The organism is Joostella sp. (genome assembly GCF_048266025.1).
Classification (GTDB): Bacteria; Bacteroidota; Bacteroidia; order Flavobacteriales; family Flavobacteriaceae; genus Galbibacter; species Galbibacter atrarenae.
Map to the genome: position 1 here is coordinate 205,495 of NZ_JBLXAF010000003.1, position 21,215 is coordinate 226,709.

At 33.6% G+C, this 21,215-nt stretch carries 10 protein-coding genes; 9 read left to right on the forward strand and 1 reads right to left on the reverse strand.

From position 1 onward, the window contains the following. The first annotated feature begins 375 nt into the window (after positions 1-375). From ACN0TY_RS08435 to ACN0TY_RS08470, 8 genes are all read left to right on the forward strand, one after another. Complete coding sequence (locus ACN0TY_RS08435) at positions 376-3,492, forward strand: SusC/RagA family TonB-linked outer membrane protein (RefSeq protein WP_417444126.1); 3,117 nt, start codon at positions 376-378, stop codon at positions 3,490-3,492. A gap of 28 nt (positions 3,493-3,520) precedes the next feature. Then, positions 3,521-5,035 (forward strand): RagB/SusD family nutrient uptake outer membrane protein, encoded by a 1,515-nt coding sequence (locus tag ACN0TY_RS08440; protein ID WP_417444127.1) that lies wholly within the window; start codon positions 3,521-3,523, stop codon positions 5,033-5,035. Between the two features lie 31 nt (positions 5,036-5,066). Then, entirely contained in the window at positions 5,067-5,789 is a 723-nt protein-coding gene (locus ACN0TY_RS08445; protein WP_417444128.1) for a hypothetical protein, read from the forward strand. A gap of 148 nt (positions 5,790-5,937) precedes the next feature. Then, positions 5,938-9,462 carry a family 78 glycoside hydrolase catalytic domain gene (locus ACN0TY_RS08450; protein ID WP_417444129.1) on the forward strand — a complete coding sequence of 1,175 codons (3,525 nt, stop codon included), beginning with the start codon at positions 5,938-5,940 and terminating at the stop codon, positions 9,460-9,462. A gap of 239 nt (positions 9,463-9,701) precedes the next feature. Then, a complete protein-coding gene (locus ACN0TY_RS08455) occupies positions 9,702-11,972 on the forward strand; it encodes a glycoside hydrolase family 3 N-terminal domain-containing protein (RefSeq protein ID WP_417444130.1) in 2,271 nt (756 codons plus the stop codon). A gap of 3 nt (positions 11,973-11,975) precedes the next feature. After that, positions 11,976-13,106 carry a glycoside hydrolase family 88/105 protein gene (locus ACN0TY_RS08460; RefSeq protein ID WP_417444131.1) on the forward strand — a complete coding sequence of 377 codons (1,131 nt, stop codon included), beginning with the start codon at positions 11,976-11,978 and terminating at the stop codon, positions 13,104-13,106. Positions 13,107-13,167: 61 nt separating this feature from the next. Next, positions 13,168-14,925, forward strand: coding sequence for a sulfatase (locus ACN0TY_RS08465; protein ID WP_417444132.1), 1,758 nt, complete (start codon positions 13,168-13,170; stop codon positions 14,923-14,925). 39 nt (positions 14,926-14,964) lie between these two features. After that, entirely contained in the window at positions 14,965-16,893 is a 1,929-nt protein-coding gene (locus tag ACN0TY_RS08470) for a hypothetical protein (RefSeq protein ID WP_417444133.1), read from the forward strand. A gap of 7 nt (positions 16,894-16,900) precedes the next feature. Here the strand turns inward: ACN0TY_RS08470 and ACN0TY_RS08475 are convergent, their stop codons facing one another. Then, positions 16,901-17,779: an AraC family transcriptional regulator gene (locus tag ACN0TY_RS08475; protein WP_417444134.1), complete on the reverse strand. Its 879-nt coding sequence runs from the start codon at positions 17,777-17,779 to the stop codon at positions 16,901-16,903. A gap of 123 nt (positions 17,780-17,902) precedes the next feature. Between ACN0TY_RS08475 and ACN0TY_RS08480 the strand changes: the two genes are divergently transcribed. Continuing rightward, a complete protein-coding gene (locus tag ACN0TY_RS08480; protein ID WP_417444135.1) occupies positions 17,903-21,172 on the forward strand; it encodes a family 78 glycoside hydrolase catalytic domain in 3,270 nt (1,089 codons plus the stop codon). Positions 21,173-21,215: the final 43 nt, after the last annotated feature.

Genomic DNA, 21,215 nt, shown 5'->3' on the forward strand with positions numbered 1-21,215 from the left:
ACACTTTTTATGTACAAAAAAGCACTTCTAGCAATGTACTTTTGACTTCAAATACAAATAAAATATACAATTGAAGTTATGAAATTTAACAATGAAAAATTTCTTGAAGTGTTTCTTCTAATTGTAGTTGTATTAATGTCATTACTGATTCTTTATTTTTTATAAAAGTAATAATGTTTCCCTTAAGGAAGATTTTTGACAACAAATCATAGGAACTATAGTAATTGAACCTATTAGTATAAAATAAACTATTTGTTTCTAATAAGTATTGTCACCATACAACACAGGATAGAACTAATTATAACAAGATGTAAAATTGTTCTAATGAACCTAGTTATAATTTGACTAGCGGATTAACCAATAAAAACTAACAATATGATTAAACAAAAGTTAAAAATGAAACCTAAGATTCAAAGGCGCTTTTCAGCTCCTGGTTTATCTTTTTTATTAATGTTAATATTTTGCAGTTTTTCAATAACTAATTTGAATGCACAAAATCAAGTTTCAGGAACAGTAACTGATGGTGGGGGAGTTCCTCTTCCAGGAGTTAATGTGATCCAAAAAGGGACTAATGTTGGGGTGGTTACAGATTTTGATGGAAGCTATAATATAAATTTAAGTAATGGAGAGCAAACCTTAACATTTTCTTATATAGGTTTTGAAAGTAAAGAAGTTGCTGTAGCGTCACAGTCTGTTATCAATGTTTCCTTAACGGAAGATGTTCAAGGATTGGATGAAGTTGTTGTAATAGGGTATGGTCAGAAAAAGAAAGTAGATGTTATTGGTGCCGTCGGTTCTGTTGATTCGGAGGAGTTAAATACAGTTGCTCCTGTTGATGTGTTACAAGGTGCTCAAGGACGTGTAGCGGGGGTGCAAGTTATAAGTAATGGAGGCCCGGGTTCTGATTCAGAAATCTATATTCGTGGGATATCTACATTTGGTGCAGGTTCTACACCATTATACATTGTTGATGGTCAACAAGTGGATGATATTAGTAATTTAAATCCATCTGATGTTAAAAGTATGGATATTCTTAAAGATGGGGCTTCTGCAGCTATTTATGGATCAAAATCAGCAAATGGAGTGGTGTTGATTACAACAAAACAAGGTAAACCAGGTCATCCTAAAATGACTGTGGACTATATAAGTTCTGTAAGCTTTTTAAATACCTTAGTTCCTGTTTCAAATACAAGACAATGGAACAAATTTGAGTCCTTGAGAACTGGAAGTGATGATGACTCTGGGAAAGTAGAGGATTCACTTGGAATAAGAAATCAATTAGTAGTTGATGTTCAAGATGAAATAAAGCAATTGGGAGTTAAAAATCAATTAAATCTTGCATTTAGCGGAGGAAGTGATAAAGCTAAGTTTTATTGGAACAGTGGTTATTTGGATGAAACGGGAATAATTAGAGGTAGTGGCTATAAAAGGATTACTACCAACTTAAAAGTAGATTTCGACTTAAATAAATTTATAACCGCTGGAACAAGAATTAATGGTACTTACCAATTTCAAGATGGACTTAATGAAGGAAGTGTATTTCGAAATTTATCATATAGACAGCCAAATGTATTATTAATAGATTTTGATGGTTCATATATTAGAGAAAGGTACGGAAGAACAAATCCTATAGCCCGCGCTGATCTGCAAGTAAATGACGATAGACAATTTAGATCCTCAGTTTTTAACTATGTACAATTTAATATTGCTCCTTTTTTAACATTTAAAACAACTTTAGGTTTTAATTATAGAGATCAGAAACTTAATCAATTTAATCCTCAGGAAACCGTTAATATTGATAATGGTAAAATTAATGGAAGTGAAAGACATCGTACCTTTTATGATTTTCAGAATGAAAACTTCTTTAATTTTCAAAAAACTTTCAACGAAAAACATAACGTTTCAGCGCTACTCGGATTTTCTGTTCAAAAATGGTGGAGCGAATATTCAGAGTTAAATGCTATTGAGTTTAATAATGATTATATCCATACTTTCAATAATGTACAAGAATATAATCTTAATTCAACAGGAACAACTGCTACAGTTCATTCCTTATCATCTGTATTTGGAAGAGTAGAATATGATTTTGATGGGAAATATTTAATATCAGGTTCTATTCGTAGGGATGGATCGTCAAGATTTGGACAAAATAAAAAGTGGGGTAATTTCCCAGCCATACAGGCGGGTTGGAGAATTTCTGAAGAAGGTTTTATGGATTCGCTCACATTTTTAGATGACTTTAAGTTGAGAGCTAGTTACGCTATAACAGGTAATGAGAGAATAGGAGATTTTGAAAGTATAGCTCTTTATCAGCCAGGTTACTACTATAATTCAGTTAATGGTTTTGCTCCAACGCAGTTAGGTAATGCCGATTTAGGTTGGGAAGAAACGGCTCAACAAAATTACGGTGTCGATTTATCAATGTTTAAAAGGCGATTAAATATTACTGTAGATAGGTATATTAAAACTACAGAAGATTTACTTTATCAAGTGCCAATTCCTCAAGAAACAGGTTTTTCAAGTATTCGATCAAATATTGGTTCAGTAGAAAATAAAGGTTGGGAAATAGGAATTTCAGCAAAACCTATAAGAACAAAAAACTTTACATGGTCAACAAACTTTAATATTTCATATAATGAAAATGAAGTTTTAGAATTGGCAGATGAAGATGGATTTGAAACGGGTGGCTATTTGATAGAAGAAGGAGAGTCTTTAGGGAACATGTATGGTTATGAGAATTTAGGTGTTTTTAGATATGATGAATCAAATGCATTTACACCTGAGGGAGCTCAATTAACACCTAATTTTGATGAAAATCAAAATTTTGTAAACTATACCTTAAATGGGCAAGAGTATTCTGGAGATGTAGAACAATTGACATTTTCCAATAGAGTTTTAAAAGGAGGAGACATTATTTTCAAAGATTTAAATGGAGATTTCAATATTGATGCTGCAAATGATCGAACTATTATAGGGAATGGATTTTCTGATTTTTCTGGAGGTTTTTCAAACAGATTTGATTATAAAGGATTTAGTTTTTCATTCTTGTTCAACTATAATTTTGGGAATGATATATATAGAAACTATGATCATAGAAGAGACAAAGCTAGTAATTCGGTATACGCACCATCTCCAGATAGAATTGATGACGCTTGGGTGAATCAAGGTGATATTACAAGATATCCAAGTTTAGAGAGTAGTCGTGCAAATAACCGAAGTGGATTTGAGTCCAATTATGTTAGTGATGGAGATTTTATCAGCTTAAAAAATATCAGGATAGGATATGATTTATCCAAACAAACCTTAGAGCAATTAGGATTTATCAATAGAGTATCATTAAATGTTACTGTTAATAATTTATTAATGCTAACTAATTATGAAGGTTATAACCCAGAATTAGGTTATAGAGGAAATCCATTACAACCAGGATGGGATAGTTTACGTTACCCAAATAAGACTGAAATTATTTTAGGCTTAAACTTAGAATTTTAAAATGAAGTGTGAATTCAAAAATTTAAAGATGAAACAAAGAAATTATGTACCATATTTATTTAGTGTGCTCCTAGCTATAGGAACATTGAGTTCTTGTGATGATATTTTAGAAGTTGAACCTGAGAGTCAGTTGTCAGATGAAGCTTATTGGCAAACTAACGAAGATGCGGCACTAGGAGTAGCGGCGGCTTATGACGCTATGCAAAGTGCCTACAGAACAAAAAAGTTCTATTGGGGTGAGTTTAGAGCAGATAATTATATAGACTCCGATGCTCCGCAGCCAAATACTCAGGATTTGATAAACAATAATTTAAATCCAGAATCTTCTGCAGATTTTTTACAATGGGATGCGTTATATACTATGATTTATAGAGCGAATTTGGCCATTGAAAAAATTCAAGAGATTCCGTATTACGAAACTCAATACTTAGGAGAAGCGTATGCAATGAGAGCTTATGCATATTTTGATGCTTACCGAGTGTGGGGCGGAGTTCCATTATTTACAGAAGCAGCACTTTCTTTTTCAGAGGAGTCTATTAAGCCTAGAGCCACAGCGCAAGAAGTATTAGATTTAGTATTGTCCGATATAGCTTCTGCTGAAGAAAATCTTACTGTAATTTCAGCACGACATACTTTTTCTAAAACAAGTTTATTAGCTTTTAAAGCGCAAGTTTTAATGTATTTAAACCGTTATCAAGAAGCTAATGAGGTATTAACTAGCTTAATAGATAGTAACCTGTTTTCTTTAGCAACTAGTAGGACTGAATGGCGTAATTTATTTTTAAATGATGAAATAAATTATCCGGGAGAAGGAGAGGAAGGACCAGAACTTATTATGTCTATTAGATATGATTTTGAAGAAGATGGTAATAGAGCTTCAGGGATTTATACTTTATTTTATCCTGGTGTGCCATCGTATTGGGTTTCACCTGAATTAGTTGATGTATGGGAAAATAAATTTCCTATTGATTCTACAGAATGGGTAGCAAAATACCCAAATATACCCCCACATGTTGTCCAAGTAAATGAAGACAGTGAGGAGGAAACATATCTATATGGAGATTATCGCTATTACGAATCTATTGATGAGTTAGGAGACACAGGAGAGGATTTAAGGGTTTCAAAATACCATAAAACTAATATTAGTCCAAGTATTGATGATACTGACATTATTTTGTTTAGATACGCGGATATGTTACTTCTAAAAGCAGAGGCATTGAATCAGTTGGGAAGACCAAATGAGGCCATAGATATAATTAATCAAATTAGAGAAGCCAGGGAGTTACCATTAGTTAATGAAGGCACTGTTCCAGATGTTGTTAACGTAAGTGATAAAGATGAGCTTGAAGATTTTATATTATCAGAAAGACGTATAGAATTGTTGGCAGAAGGTAATAGATGGTGGGATCTTGTTAGAACAGGTAAGGCTGTAGAAATTCTCGGTCCTATTAATGGTCAAACTGAACAAACAATAAGTTGGCCGATTTGGTTTAGACATCTAATAGATAATCCAAAGTTAGAGCAAAATGATGCCTATAACTAGACTAGCTATTTTAACTTTAAAATTTAACTAAATGAATACAAAAAAAATATATAAAAAGGGTTCTGTGTTACTGCTCTTTATAGTAACCTTAGGTTTTGTGAGTTGTGATTTAGAGCCTCAAGAAAAATTTAGATTTGATCCAGAAGTGTCTCCACAAGTTACATTTGGTTCAACAACACCTTGGGAGTGGTTAGAGGCTAACCCAAAAGGCGAATTTGGATTTATGATTGAAGCTATAAAACAAACAGGGTTAGAAGGTGTATATGATAATAAGACTTATAATTATACTTATTTCTTCATGAAAGATGCAAATTGGACAAATAATGGTGCCGGTTTTTTTAGCAAAGAGTTTAACTTGAAAGATACTGCGGATAAAGATCCAGCAGAAGTATTCGCTGATCCAAAAGTAGACTTGGAAATAGTTAAAAATGCATTACTACACTTAATAGTAGATAAATATGTAGATCAAGGACCAGATAACTTAGTATCTCTAGATGTGCATTATACATTTAATACTCTTTCTCAGGACATCAATAATAAAACAATGACAATCAGTAGGGATTGGAATTATAATATGGGGTTAAATGGATCTCCAGACCTACCAACCGGAACTTTAGGTAGTATTAATTCAAACGTAAGTTTACACAATTATATTTTTTCGGATGGTAATTGTGTTGCACATATCTTGGCAACGGGTAATAATGCAAAGATGACAAGGAGGTATAAATTTGGGGAGCCTAAAATTGATTTATAAAATAAGTTTTTATAATGTTTTGACTAATTGATTTATTTGAGTTTTGTTGTTGCTCTCCATCAGAAATGATGGAGAGTATCAAAACATTTAATTCATAGTCTTTTCATAGCTAGTTTTAGTACTATCCTTTTTTTTAAAAATTATTTAAATGACAAATATTAAGATTATAGTAGGGCTTTTATTTTCCGTAGGAAGTATTTTTACTTTAAAAGCACAACAAAGTGATAATTCCAAACCTAACATAATATTTATTCTTACTGATGATCAACGCTTTGATGCAATCGGATATGCCGGAAATAAGTATGTGAGTACTCCTGAAATGGATAATTTAGCAAAAGAGGGTACTTATTTTAAAAAAGCAATCGTAACAACACCCATTTGTGCAGCCAGTAGAGCTTCCTTGTGGACAGGACTGCATGAGCGTTCCCACAACTTTAACTTTCAAACTGGAAATTTGCGAGAAGAATATATGTCAAACTCTTACCCCAAGCTCTTAAAAAGTAACGGATATTACACTGGTTTTTTTGGTAAATATGGTGTTCGATATGATGATTTAGAGAGTCAATTTGATGAGTATGAATCTTATGATAGAAATAATCGATATGATGATAAAAGAGGGTATTATTATAAAACAATAGATAATGATACAGTTCACTTAACACGTTATACTGGACAACAAGCTCTTGATTTTATTGATAAAAATGCTACAAATAAAGAGCCCTTTTGTCTTTCTTTAAGTTTTAGTGCACCACATGCACACGATAGTGCTCCAGATCAATATTTTTGGCAAGATACAACAGATGATCTTTTGCAAAATACAACAATACCAGATGCAGAACTTTCAGATGACAAGTATTTTAACGCCCAACCCCAAGCCGTAAAAGATGGTTTTAATAGGTTACGTTGGACATGGCGTTATGATACTCCGGAGAAATATCAACATAGTCTGAAAGGATATTACCGTATGATTTCTGGGATTGATTTAGAGATAAAAAAAATAAGAGAAAAACTAAAGGAGAAAGGTTTAGATAAGAATACCGTAATTATTTTAATGGGAGATAATGGGTATTTTTTAGGAGAACGTCAATTGGCTGGAAAATGGTTAATGTATGACAATTCTATTCGTGTTCCTTTAATAATTTATGACCCAAGAAAAAATAAGCATCAAGATATTGATGATATGGTACTAAATATAGATGTGCCATATACAATTGCAGATATAGCTGGAATTGAGGCTCCTAAATCTTGGCAAGGTAAAAGTTTAATGCCTATAGTTAATGAAGAAGCTAAAACCATTAATAGAGATACCATACTTATTGAACATTTATGGGATTTTGAGAATATTCCTCCTAGCGAGGGTGTACGAACAGAGGATTGGAAGTATTTTAGATATGTAAATGATAAAACTATTGAAGAATTATATAATATTAAAAAAGACCCTCAGGAGATTAATAATTTAATAGGGAAAAAGAAATATAACGAAGTTGCAGATAAATTACGTGCCAAGTTAGAAGAATTAATTGAAACTAATAGTAATGAGTTTAGAGCAGCTCCAACAGATTTATCGGTGGAACTTATTAGAGAGCCTCAATCTGATGTTAAGATTTTTGATTTAAAACCTGAATTTGGATGGTCAGTCCCTTTAGGAGCTAAATTTCAATCCGCATATCAAATACTAGTAGCTTCTAATGAGACTAGTATTAATGCAAATAATGGTGATGTTTGGGATAGTGGTCAGGTCCGTATTTCAGAATCTACAAATGTAGAATACCAAGGCACCCCTTTAGAACTCAATAAAACCTATTATTGGAAAGTAAGAATTTGGGATGAAGAAAATCGATTAGTAGATTACTCTAAGGCTCAAAAATTTACAACAGATAAAAGTGAGAGTTATATAATTTCAACTGAAAATAAATTTGAAATAGATACAATAAATCCGCAAAAATTTGAGAATAGGGGTGCTTTTTATTTTATAGATTTTGGTAAAGCAGCTTTTGGAACGATGGATTTTAAATACAAAGCAAAGAAACCGCATACTTTAAAATTAAGAATTGGAGAGATGTTAGACGAAAATGGAAATGTTAATAGAACTCCTCCTGCCAAAAGTAATATAAGATATCAAGAACTAAGTGTAGATGTAGTACCAGGTAAAACAACGTATAAAATTCCTGTACAGACAAACGAAAGAAATACAAGGGCTAATAAAGCGATTCCTTTACCCGATGGATTTCCACCATTAGTACCTTTTAGGTATGTTGAGATTGAGGGGAATCAAGAAAATATTTCTAGTGATGATTTTAAACAATTAGCATTCCATACTTATTGGGATGAAAAAGCTAGTAGTTTCGATAGTAATAATGATATTTTAAATCAAGTATGGGATTTATGTAAATACACAATAAAGGCAACTACCTTTAATGGGTTGTATGTAGATGGAGATCGAGAGCGTATACCCTATGAAGCAGATGCTTATTTAAACCAATTGAGCCATTATACTACAGATAGGGAGTTTGCTATGGCAAGAAGGACAATTGAGTATTTTATGAAAAATCCGACTTGGCCTACTGAATGGCAACAACATGTTGCATTATTGATTTATGCTGATTATATGTACACGGGAAATACAGAATTAATTGAACGCTATTATGAAGCACTAAAACATAAATCACTTTATGAACTTTCCAACGAAGATGGTTTAATAACTTCAACAAAAGTGGATGCAGAGTTTATGCGTAAGCTTGGATTTCAAGAGGGCTATAAAAAGCCACTTACAGATATCGTAGATTGGCCCCCAGCGAATTTTAATGGTAGTAATACGGAAGGCGAACAAGATGGTTTTGTTTTTAAACCATACAGCACCGTTATAAATTCATTTTTTTATGAAAACATGATAATAATGACGGAGTTTGCTAAAATCCTAGGAAAGACGCAAGAAGTACTTGATTTCGAATTACGAGCAGCAAAGGCTAAAAAATCGATAAATGAGCAAATGTTTGATAAAAAACGAGGTGTTTATGTAGATGGAATAGGAACACAGCATGCTTCTTTACATGCGAATATGATGCCTTTAGCATTCGATATAGTACCTGATGAGCATAAAAAATCTGTCGTAGAGTTTGTAAAGTCACGTGGCATGGCATGTAGTGTATACGGTGCACAGTTTTTAATGGATGGACTATATAATGCAGGAGAAGAGGATTATGCTTTAAATTTATTAGCTAGTACAGCAGAGAGAAGTTGGTATAATATGATTCGTATAGGATCTACAATTACACTGGAAGCATGGGATAATAAATATAAAAATAATTTAGATTGGAATCACGCATGGGGCGCGGTGCCAGCAAATATTATTCCTAGAGGTTTATGGGGTATTAAACCTAAGACTCCAGGATTCGGTATAGCTACAATAAAGCCTCAGATGAGTAAGTTAAAGTTTAGCGAAATTACAGTTCCTACAGTTCGTGGATCTATAAAGGCAAAATACACCCACAACGGACCACGGTTACAAACTTATGAAATTGAAATACCGGGTAATATGGTAGCAGAATTCTCATTGAATAATATAGAAGGAAAGGATTTAATCCATAATGGGGCTAAAGTTCCTCCAGCTTTTAAGACTGTTCAATTGTCTCCAGGGAAACATATTATTCAATTAAAAATAAATTCATTTTAGAAAAACTCTTTAAACATAATCTTTCCTAAAAATTCATTTATGGATGTATTGAAAACAAAACAAATGATCAATTAGTGTTTTGGTTTAGGAATATAAGTAAAATTGTTAGCGATTGTTTTAGAGTGTAGCTTAAATTTTTATTCAATTGAAAAGAGCAATATTGTTAAAGTTAATTGTGGGACTATGTTGGAATCATAAATGGATAATTGAAGTAAAAGAGTAAAATTAGTTCAGATAAAATGAAAAAAAAGATTAAAAAATTTTTAATATCACTAGGAGCTATTTTTTTAGCATATCAAAGTGGAGTATCTCAAACTAAGGATTATATGGATTCCTCGTTAAGTATAGAGGAACGGGTAGAAGCTTTACTGCCAAAATTATCTTTAGAAGAGAAAGTTGCTCAAATGAGAATTTTTCACGCTAGTATAGGAGTGGATGAAAACAATGATGGAGGTTTAAAATTATCGGATAAAGTAATTGATAAATTGAAATTAGGAATTGCTGGGATTAAAAATCCAGCAGAGCACATGGATCCTGTTGACGCTGCAAAATTTAATAATGAGCTTCAAAAATACATAATTGAAAATAGTAGATGGGGTATTCCAGCACTGTTTGTTACTGAATCTTATAATGGAGTGGATGCAGCGGGTTCAACTCGTTTTGGAAGGCCTATTGCTTCTGCAGCTTCATTTAATCCAGATTTAGTTTATCGTATTTGGGATGTTATAGGAAGAGAAGCTCGATTACGTGGTATGCACATGTGCCATTCTCCAGAGGCCGATATTGTGAGAGATCCTCGTTTTGGAAGAATGAGCGAAGCATTTGGCGAAGATACTTATTTAACAACACAAATGGTAACTAGTGCTATTAAAGGGGTGCAAGGGGATTATAAGGGATTGAACAAGGGTACACATATTGGAGCTGTTGCTAAACATTTTGCAGGGTATGGACAAGTTTTAGGAGGTACAAATTTTGCAGCTATAGAGATTTCCGAACGTACCCTTATAGACGAGATTTATCCGCCGTTTGAAGCTGCGGTTAAAGAAGCGAATACGCTTGGTATTATGGCTTCACATGGCGATTTAAATGGTATAGCGAGTCATGGAAACCCAGCATTATTAACTGGTGTTCTGAGAGATCAATGGGGGTTTAATGGCTATGTGATTTCAGACTCAAATGATATTGCTCGATTATATTACTTTATGCATGTTGCAGAGTCACCAGAGGCTGCAGCTCAAATGGGTTTAGAGGCAGGAATTGACATTGATTTATACGCGGAGGACTCATATGCGTATCTTCCAGAAATGGTTAAGAAAAACCCTGAATTAGAAAGACTCATTGACCGTTCGGTACGACGAGTTTTAAGAACTAAATTTATTTTAGGATTATTTGACAATCCTTATGTCGATATAAAGAAAGTTAAAAAGGGCGTACGTGCTAATTCTTCTCTAGCCTTAGCAAAAGAATCTGACTTAGAATCTATTATTTTACTTAAAAATAAAAATAAAACACTTCCATTAAATAAGAAACAAACCTCAAAAATAGCCCTTTTAGGCCCTCTAGTAAAAGAAAATACTCAAGAAATGTTTGAGTCGGTAGCAGGGAAAAACATTGATTTTGTAGTAGATAAAGGTTTTAATTTAACGGACGAAACTAGGGGGACTCCTAAATTATTAGACGCTGATCCAAAGAAAATAGATAAAATGTTGGAAATAGCTAAAGGTGCTGATGCAACTATTTTATTTTTAGGAGGTGATGAATATACTTCTAAGGAGGCTTTTTTTAATAATGCTATTGGTGATCGTGCCACTATCGAACCAGTTGGTCCACAAAATAAATTATTAGAAAAAATAGAAGCTTTAGGTAAACCAGTTATTGTTGTATTGAAACATCGCCGTACTCTAGCAATAAATGAAATATCTGAAAAAGCAGATGCAATATTAGATACATGGGTTTTAAGTGAATTTGGAGATGAATCCACAGCAAGAATTATTTTCGGGGAAATATCCCCATCAGGGAAATTACCAGTAACAGTACCTCGTTCTATTGGCCAATTGCCCTTTCATTATAGTATGAAAGAAATAAATTATAAAAAAGAATACTTATTTCTGGAGAATGGACCGCTTTATCCATTTGGTTATGGCTTAAGTTATGCTGACTTTGAATATTCCGATATTAAATTGTCAAATACTGAAATTACTCCGGACTCAGAAATAGAGGTAAGTATTAAGGTTTCTAATAAAGGAAAAGTGAAAGCCAAAGAAGTAGTTCAGATGTATATTAAGGATGTAATAGGTTCTGTAACTAGACCTGATAAAGAGCTTAAAGGATTTGAAAAGATAGAACTTAATGCAGGAGAAAGTAAACGAGTGTATTTCAAAATAGTTCCTGAGATGTTAAAGTTTACTGGTCTTAACATGACAAAAATCTTAGAACCCGGTGCGTATAAGGTTAGGGTAGGAACTTCATCTGTGAATTATTTAGAAACAATATTTAATCTTAAAAAATAAATAATGAAAAAATTCGTAATAAAATTATTTACAATATTTATTCTTTTCGGCTTTTTATCTAACCAAAACATAATAGCACAAAACTCATTAGATAAATTAGCGATAGAAAAATCTATGATTAAAGCATTAGAATGGCAAGAAGCGCATCCTATATTGGCTTTAGCGCCTACCGATTGGACTAATGGAGCCTATTATACAGGCGTAGCTAGAGCGCATAAAACTACACAGAATATGATGTATATGGCCGCCCTAAAAAATCAAGCGTATTGGAATGATTGGCAAACGTATGACAGGTTACATCATGCAGATGATGTGGCTATTTCATACAGTTATATTTACATTGGGATGAACGATAATCGTCCGAATTTTGTGGATTTAGCACCTACTAAAAAATTTTTAGATGCTCATTTATACGACGATGACCCATGGAAAGCGGGTACAGATAAAAGTGATTTAGGTAAAACTATATTGTGGTGGTGGTGTGACGCATTATTTATGGCTCCTCCTGTACTAAATTTATATGCAAAATACTCTAATCAACCTAAGTATTTGGATGAAATGCATAAGTACTACATGGAAACGTATAATCAATTATACGATAAGGAAGAGCGACTTTTTGCAAGGGATATGCGTTATGTATGGCAAGATTCGGCGAAAGATAAGAAAGAAGAAAATGGTGAAAAAATCTTTTGGTCTAGAGGTAATGGTTGGGTATTAGCAGGTTTAGCTTTACTACTTGATGATATGCCGAAAGATTTTGAACATCGTTCATTTTATGAAAATTTATTCAAAGAGATGGCTTCAAGAATAATAGAACTTCAACCAGCAGATGGTTTATGGCGAACCAGTTTATTAAATCCTGAAGCTTACGATCATGGTGAAGTAAGTGGAAGTGGGTTTTACACATTCGCTTTAGCATGGGGGGTAAATCATGGTATATTAAATAAGTCAAAATTCGAACCAGTAGTAAAAAAAGCATGGGAAGCAATAGCTAAGTGTCAGCATGAAGATGGAAGAGTAGGATGGGTACAAAACATTGGTGCTTCTCCAGAACCAGCTTCAAAAGATAGTTGGCAGAATTTTGGTACAGGAGCCTTTTTAATGGCCGGGAGTGAAGTTCTCAAATTATATTAATTCTAAATGAAAGTTTATTAAGAAAATGTTTAAAACTAGGGCTAAAATTTCGTATTTAAAGTTGTTAACATGTATAGCTATTATTTCTTTGGGATGTATAAGTTGTAAGAACAAAAAAAATGGGGAAATAAAAGAGAAAGTAGCATCTACAGTAGAAGAATTACCTAAGCGACCAAATATTTTATGGTTAGTAACGGAAGATATGGGTGCTTATATACCACCATTTGGAGATTCTACAGTAGTAACACCTAATTTAAGTCGTCTCGCAAATGAGGGTGTTATTTATCCGAACTTATATTCTACATCTGGTGTCTGTGCTCCTAGTCGCGCAGCTATTGCTACAGGGATGTATCCCTCAAGTATAGGAGCAAATCACATGCGAACCGATAGTTTTACTAAAGAAAGAGGACTTCCAGCCTATGAAGCTGTTCCTCCTTCGGAAGTTAAGATTATTAGCGAATGGTTGCGAATGGAAGGTTATTATTGTACAAATAACTATAAAACAGATTATCAATTTAAAGCCCCCGTAACTGCATGGGATGAAAGTAGCCCCTATGCGCATTGGCGTAATCGAGAAAAAGATCAACCTTTCTTTGCTGTTTTTAATTTTACCGAAACACATGAATCAGGTTTATTCGAGCCATATGGATTTAGAGAAATAGAAACTAGACATTATCATGCTGGAGATAGAAATTATAATTGGAAAAATAAAGGAGAATCACCGGCCAATAACAGGATGACTGAGGAAGAGACACCTAAACACCTTTCCAAGGATACTCATTTTAAATTACCACCATATTTGCCGGATACTCCTATTGCCCAAAGAGATATGTGGAAGTTATATAATAACATTGCCGAAATGGATAGTCAAGTTGGGGCTATATTAAATCAATTGGAGGAGGATGGACTCTTAGAAAATACAATCATCTTTTTTTATGGCGACCATGGAGGTCCATTACCTAGGGAGAAGCGGTTAATTTATGACTCAGGATTAAATACACCTATGATAATCCGCTTTCCAAATAAAGTCCAAGCAGGAACTAAAGATGACCAATTGATAAGTTTTGTGGATTTTGCCCCTACTTTATTATCCTTAGTAGGAGAGCAACCTAAGTCTTATATGCAAGGACAAGCATTTTTAGGAGGGTTTAAAGCTTCAGAACGGGATTATATTTATGCGGCAGCCGATCGTTTTGATGCAGAAACAGATGTAATTAGAGCCATAAGAGGTGAGAAGTTTAAATACATTCGAAATTATAGACCTGAACAGGGGTATTATTTGCCTATAACTTATAGGGAGCGCATTCCAATGATGGATGAATTATTAAGGCTGAAAAAGGAAGGTGAACTTAACGAGATTCAAATGCAGTGGTTTAGAGAGCGTAAGCCCAAAGAAGAATTGTTTGATTGTTCAGTTGATCCATACGAGTTACATAACTTGGCCGAAGATACTGCTTACCAAAAGGAATTGAAAAGATTGAGTCTTGAAATGGATCGTTGGTTAGCAGAAATAGGAGATAATCCTAATTTGCCTGAATCAGAGTTAATTCGAAAACTATGGAATGGAAATGATAAGCAACCAATAACTTCAGACCCAGTTATTTCTCTTAATAGTGGGAAAATAAATATATCATCTTCAACAGCGGGAGCTTCAATAGGGTATAGAATTGTAGAAAAAGAAGGCTCAGATGATGTGAATTCATGGAATATTTATCAAGAAGAAATTTCTGTGCCAGAAGGCTCAATCCTTGAGGTTCAGGCACATCGAATTGGATATCTTCCAAGTAATACAATTAAATATGTTTCAGAATCTAAATAAGTAACCATACATAGATATAATACTAATTATTTTATAAGAATGAGTACCCCAATTAAAAGACGTAATTTTATAACATTATCTGTATTATCTAGCATAGGTTTATCTTTACCTCTAACAGGTTTTTTTAATTCATGTAAAGACTATTCAGAGCATTCCCAAGAATTTAAGAAATTAACATCAGATCTCTTAAGGGTTTGGTGTGACGGAATGATTAAAGTCCAGATTAATAATCCGAATGATTTAAAGGAACATGGAGCTTTGGGATGCCCTTCTTGTGCACATATCCATGGACGATGTATGGATGCAGTGTATCCTTTTCTTTATATGGCAGATATAACTGGTGATAAGAAATATTTAAAAGCAGCATCATTGGTAATGATTTGGGCCGAAAATAATGTTTCGCAAGATGATGGATCGTGGACCGTTATTTCAAACCCAAAATCATGGAAAGGAATTACTGTTTTCGGAGCTATAGCATTGGCTGAAGCCCTGCATTATCATGGGCATGTTTTAGAAGATAAAACACGTATTTCTTGGACGAATCGACTAGAAAAAGCCGGTCAATATATATATAATACTTTCAGTATTGATTTTACAAACATTAATTATGGGGGAACTGCCATATATGGGTTAGATTTAATTGGAGAGGTTCTAGATAATAAATCTTTTAAAGCTAAAAGTAAAAAAATGGCTGATAAGGTAAAATCTTATTTTACTAAAAAAGAGCATTTATTGTTTGGAGAGTGTAAACCAGAAGTAGGTAAGTTAAGTGCAAAAGGATTACATGGTGTAGATTTAGGATATAATGTAGAAGAAACTTTAAATAGTTTGGTAATGTATGCTTTGAAAAATAATGATGAAGAATTGAAGCAGCTAATTACTAAATCATTACATAGCCATTTAGACTTTATGTTACCAGATGGTGGATGGGATAATAGTTGGGGCAACCGAATGTATAAATGGAGTTATTGGGGGAGCAGAACTTGTGACGGTAGTCAACCTGCTTATGCTATGATGGCTCATATAAGCCCTGCATTTGGAACAGCAGCAGTTATGAATACCGAATTATTAAAACAGTGTACCCATAATGGCTTGATTCACGGTGGACCTCATTATGTATCTGCAGGAATTCTGCCATGTGTACATCATACGTTTGCACATGCAAAACCATTAGCTACATTATTAGATCATTGGAAATACCTCCCAGAGATAAATAAAAAAACACCTTTGCCAAGAGTTTTAGCAGATGGTATAAAGCATTTTGAAGATTTAGATGTTTCATTATTCGCACGTGGTGATTGGAGAGGTACAGTGAGTGCTTATGATGCAGAGTATCATTATAAGTATGATTATCGGCAGGCAACAGGAAGTAGTTTAGGGATGTTGTATCATACTAAAGTAGGGTTATTATGTGCCGCTAGTATGGCTATTTATCATTTGGTTGAAAAAAATAATCAACAACCGCAACCAGGAAAGGATATCGCACTAACTCCTAGAATAGAAACATATAAGGATAATAAATGGTATACAAATCTTTTTGATTTAACTTCATGTATTAAATCTAAGGATCAGAATGATATTATTGAGTTGCTTTCTGAGGTCGAACTTAAAAATGAAGCTCGAGAAGTTGTCTTAGAAACGGCATCAAAATTTCATTTAAAGTATAGTTGCTCTAAGGAGGTTATGAAAATACAGATAACAACAGACGAAGAAATAAAAAAGCCTACCGCATTTGTACTTCCCATTGCTTCACCTAAAGGAGAGCATGTAGAATTCATAAGTGAGAGTGAAGTAAGTATTCAAAAAGAAAAAGGACTTGTTACTATAAAGGCAAATGCTCCTATAAAACTTAAAGCTATACATGGAGATCGATTGTTTAATATGGTTCCGGGAATTCAAACGGTGCCTTTTGAAGTGTTTTTTGAAGAGCAATCTAAAAAATTGGTTATGACTATTTCAGTAAGTTAATCTGTACTTATGAAAGGCTCGTTTTTCTATACTTACTAGGCGTTAAGCCCGTTTTGTTTTTAAATAATCGGCTAAAGTAATAGTCTGATTCAAAACCTAGTTCAAAGGCTATTTCTTTTTGAGACTTATTCGTATTTACAAGGAGTTCCTTTGATTTCTCAATTTTTAACAAAAGAAAATATTGTAGCGGAGATATCCCTGTTTGCTTTTTGAAATCTATTCTTAATTTAGAGTAACTGACACCCAAATCAGAAGCTATTTTTTTTAAATCGATTGTTTTATGAATGTTCTTATACATAATATTTTTAACATTAAATATAAGTGAGTTAAGGTGCTTAATGTTGTTTCCACCACTTTTAATGTTTTGTAATTCAGCTAGCAATTGAATACAAACACCAGAAGCTGTTCGTTGAAAACCAAAAGGCTGTTCGTCAAATAACTTGAAAAGCGCATTGAAAAGATCTGATACTTGAGGGGTATTACATTTGGTAATGACAGGATGTTCTGGATTGAAAAAATTATTGGATAGTAATTTATGGGCAATTTCACCTGAAAAACCTACCCAACGTTCCGTCCAACCAGTCTGTTTTTTTGGCTTATAGCGATGCCAGATACCTGGATGTAATAAAAAAACATCTCCATCTGAAATTTTGATTTTTCCATTGGGTTTCCATTCAAAAACACCTTCACCTTGGGTAATTAAAACTAAATGAAACTCATCTAAAATACGGCCTTTTTCCCATGAAAACATATAACTGTCTGGATGCGCACTCGAAGGATATGGTGCATTTTTTTTAATAACATTTCGTCCTAAGTTATTTATGTAAAAGCCCCATTTTTTATCTTGATCGAGTACAATTAGATATTTTTTGTATGGATTTGTCATATCATTTTGTGCAACTAATATATCAAATTGTTAATTGTAAAACATCAATTAAATATAGAAATTTAAATTTTTAAAAATCAATCTTATATCCAACTCAATCCTAAACTTGTTATTGTTCAAATAATGAAAACATTAAAAATCAATAAAAGACGCATAATAAAATATATAGTTTTAGTTCTATTCTTTTCTATAACTGTATCTAGTTGTAAACAATCAAAAGTACAAGTTGTTGATCTAAAGTGTGAGTATCGTACAAACCCATTGGGGATTGATAATACTTCACCTAGGTTTAGCTGGAAGTTGATTGAGGATGCACCATCCAGAGGGCAAAAGCAAACGTCTTATAGGGTAATAGTAGCAAGTACTTTAAGTAAATTAAGTAACGATGAGGCAGATGTATGGGATTCAGGTAGAGTAGCGTCTAATCAATCCGTAAACACGGTGTATTCTGGAAAGTCTTTAGAAGCTAGTAAACTATATTTCTGGAAAGTTAAAGTATGGGACGTTACAGAAAAGGCAACAGCATGGAGTGAAACAGGAAAGTTCTCAATGGGTCTTTTAAAGAGTGAAGATTGGAAAGCAGAATGGATACATAAGAAAGACCAAAGGAAAACTGACCATAATTGGTATAGAAAAACCTTTTCCCTAAAAGATAAGGTAGAATCTGCCTTTGTTTACGTTGGCTCTTTTGGTTACCATGAACTTTATGTAAATGGTGAAAAAGTGACCGACAATGTAATGAATCCAGTGTCGTCTTACATGAAAAAAAGAATACCCTATTTGACTTATGATGTTTCAGACTTTCTTAAAAAAGGAAATAATGTTATTGCTATTTGGCATGCGGCAGGTTGGGCACGATGGGATAGAATAATTGAGTATAGAAATCCACCATTTGCATTCAAAGCACAAGCCAATATTATAACCAAAAATGGTCACATGGACATAGGAACAAACGAGTCTTGGAAATGTAAAAAAAGTCATAGTTCGTATTATGGTGATTGGGATATTCTTGATTTTGGTGGTGAAATCATAGACGATAGATTAAAAGAAGATAATTGGAACACTTTAGGGTATGATGATAGTAATTGGGATAATGCTACCATTTATAACCACCAAAAACTCAATGAAGGACGCACAACAATAAATGATACTATTCAGGTTAAAGAGGATAGATTAATTGGAAGAGGGAAGTTTAAGAATAGACTTTATAGTGAGATAACTGCTCAATTGAGTCCTCAAATGGTAGAGCCCCAAGTAAGATATAGAGAACTAACTCCTATTGAAATAAAAGAGAATGAAGATGGTACGTATCGCATAGATATGGGAGAAAATTATACTGGCTTTTTCGAAATGAACCTATACAATGGTGTTGAAGGTGATTCCGTTTTATTTGATATTAGTGATAGAGTAGAAGTACGTTCTAATTGGAACCAGAAAAGTAAATATATCTACGGAAATTCTGGAAAAGGTACATTCGCCAATAGGTTTAATGTTGCTGGAGGGCGTTGGATCACGGTTCATAATTTAGGCTACAAACCAAAAATTGAAGATGTTAAAGGGTATGTGGTAACAAACAATAGAAAATTAATTAGCAAATTCGAGTCTTCAAGCCAGCTGCTCAATCAAATTTATAAAATTAATCTAGATACCTATATAGCCAATACCATGGATGGTATTTTGGTTGATTGTCCACATCGCGAAAGAAGAGGTTGGGGAGAAGTTACGGCTGCTGCTATGTATGGAGATGCCTTGCCAAATTTTGAAAGTGGTGCTTATATGGATCAATATCTGCAATATACTCGCGATGCACAACTTCCAGATGGACAGATACGTGCCATTATTAACGAAAACGATAGACCTTTTTTAATGTGGAAAGCGAACAGTCCTCTAACCGTTTGGGAAACTTATAGAATGTTAGGGGACAAAAAAGTACTTAAAGATAATTATGCTTCAATGCAAAAGTGGATGCAATGGATGTATGAAAATTCAAATAACGACAGTGGAGGGGCTTTAAAAGCAGGGGAGCAAGGTACAAGAGCGTTTCCAGGCTTAGGAGATTGGTGTACGCCAAGAGGTAATTTCTGGTCGAGTTTTAATTCTCCCGAAGCATTACATTTTAATAACTGTACGTACGCTTATATGCTAGATAATGCTGTTAAGATGGCTAAAGCTTTGGGAAAAACAGAAGATGCTAAATTATATTCCGAAAGGTTATACATTCAGCGAAAAGCTACACATAATTTATCCTATAATCCAGAAACAGGTAAGTATGTAAACGGGCAGCAAGTAGATCAAGCTTTTGCACTTTTAGCAGGTGTAACACCGGAATCTGAAAAGAAAAAAGTATATGATAATTTAGTAGATAATATGTTGTATAAGTTTCCTTATTATGATACGGGTAGCTCTGGTCAGGCCCTGTACACACGTTATTTTATTGAATCGGGTGAACGGATGGATTTAATTTATGAGTTACTTAAAGATAAGCATCACCCCAGCTATGGTTATTTCATAGAGAAGGGTAAAACGGTTTGGCCTGAGCGCTGGTCTGCAGTTGGAGTGAGTCAGATTCACACGTGTTATACGGGTATTGGAGGATATTTTATTAAGGGATTTGGAGGTATAAGACCAAACCCCGATAATCTCGGAATGAAGCAAATAATTATAAAACCAGCATTAATTGATGATTTAACTTTTGCCAATACTGAGTATGAATCGCTTTATGGTAACGTGGTTGTAAATTGGAAAAAGGATGGAGAAAGTGCCAAGTTTCAAATAGAAATTCCTGTAAATACAACGGCTAAAGTATTTTTACCAGCTACAAGTAAAAAGGTAATAAAGGAAGGAAACAAACTAGCAGATAATTCAGAAGGAATAGCATATGTAGGAAGTGAAAAAAGTGATGTTGTGGGTAATTATGTCATTTATGATGTGGCTTCGGGTGTTTATAACTTCTACGTAGAAGAATTGCCTAAAGTATCTTTTCCTGACCCGATAGCGGAGACACAAAATTTATCAACTTTAGGCCGAATGAATGCTTCGTCTATGTTTATAAAAACTGAGAAATTACCAGGTTTTGAAGCTTTTAAAGCTAATGATGAGAATGTGGAAACACGATGGTTGGCAAACGCTCCCAATAAACAATACTTAGAAGTCGAATGGATAAAACCACAAACCTTTAACCAAATTATTATTGATGAGATAGGAAGTAATATTACGAATTATAAACTTCAATATTTTGATAATGGTGATTGGATCGATCTTTTGGATGGTGCAGCATGCGGAAGCGATAAAAGGCATCGTTTTGAAACTGTTACTACATCAAAATGTAGAGTATTTATCATGGAGGCTAAAAGGGCACCATCAATTTCAGAGATGAAAATTTATAACAATTAATGTTTATAGGATTCAACGAAATAAGTATTCGATTATATGGTAT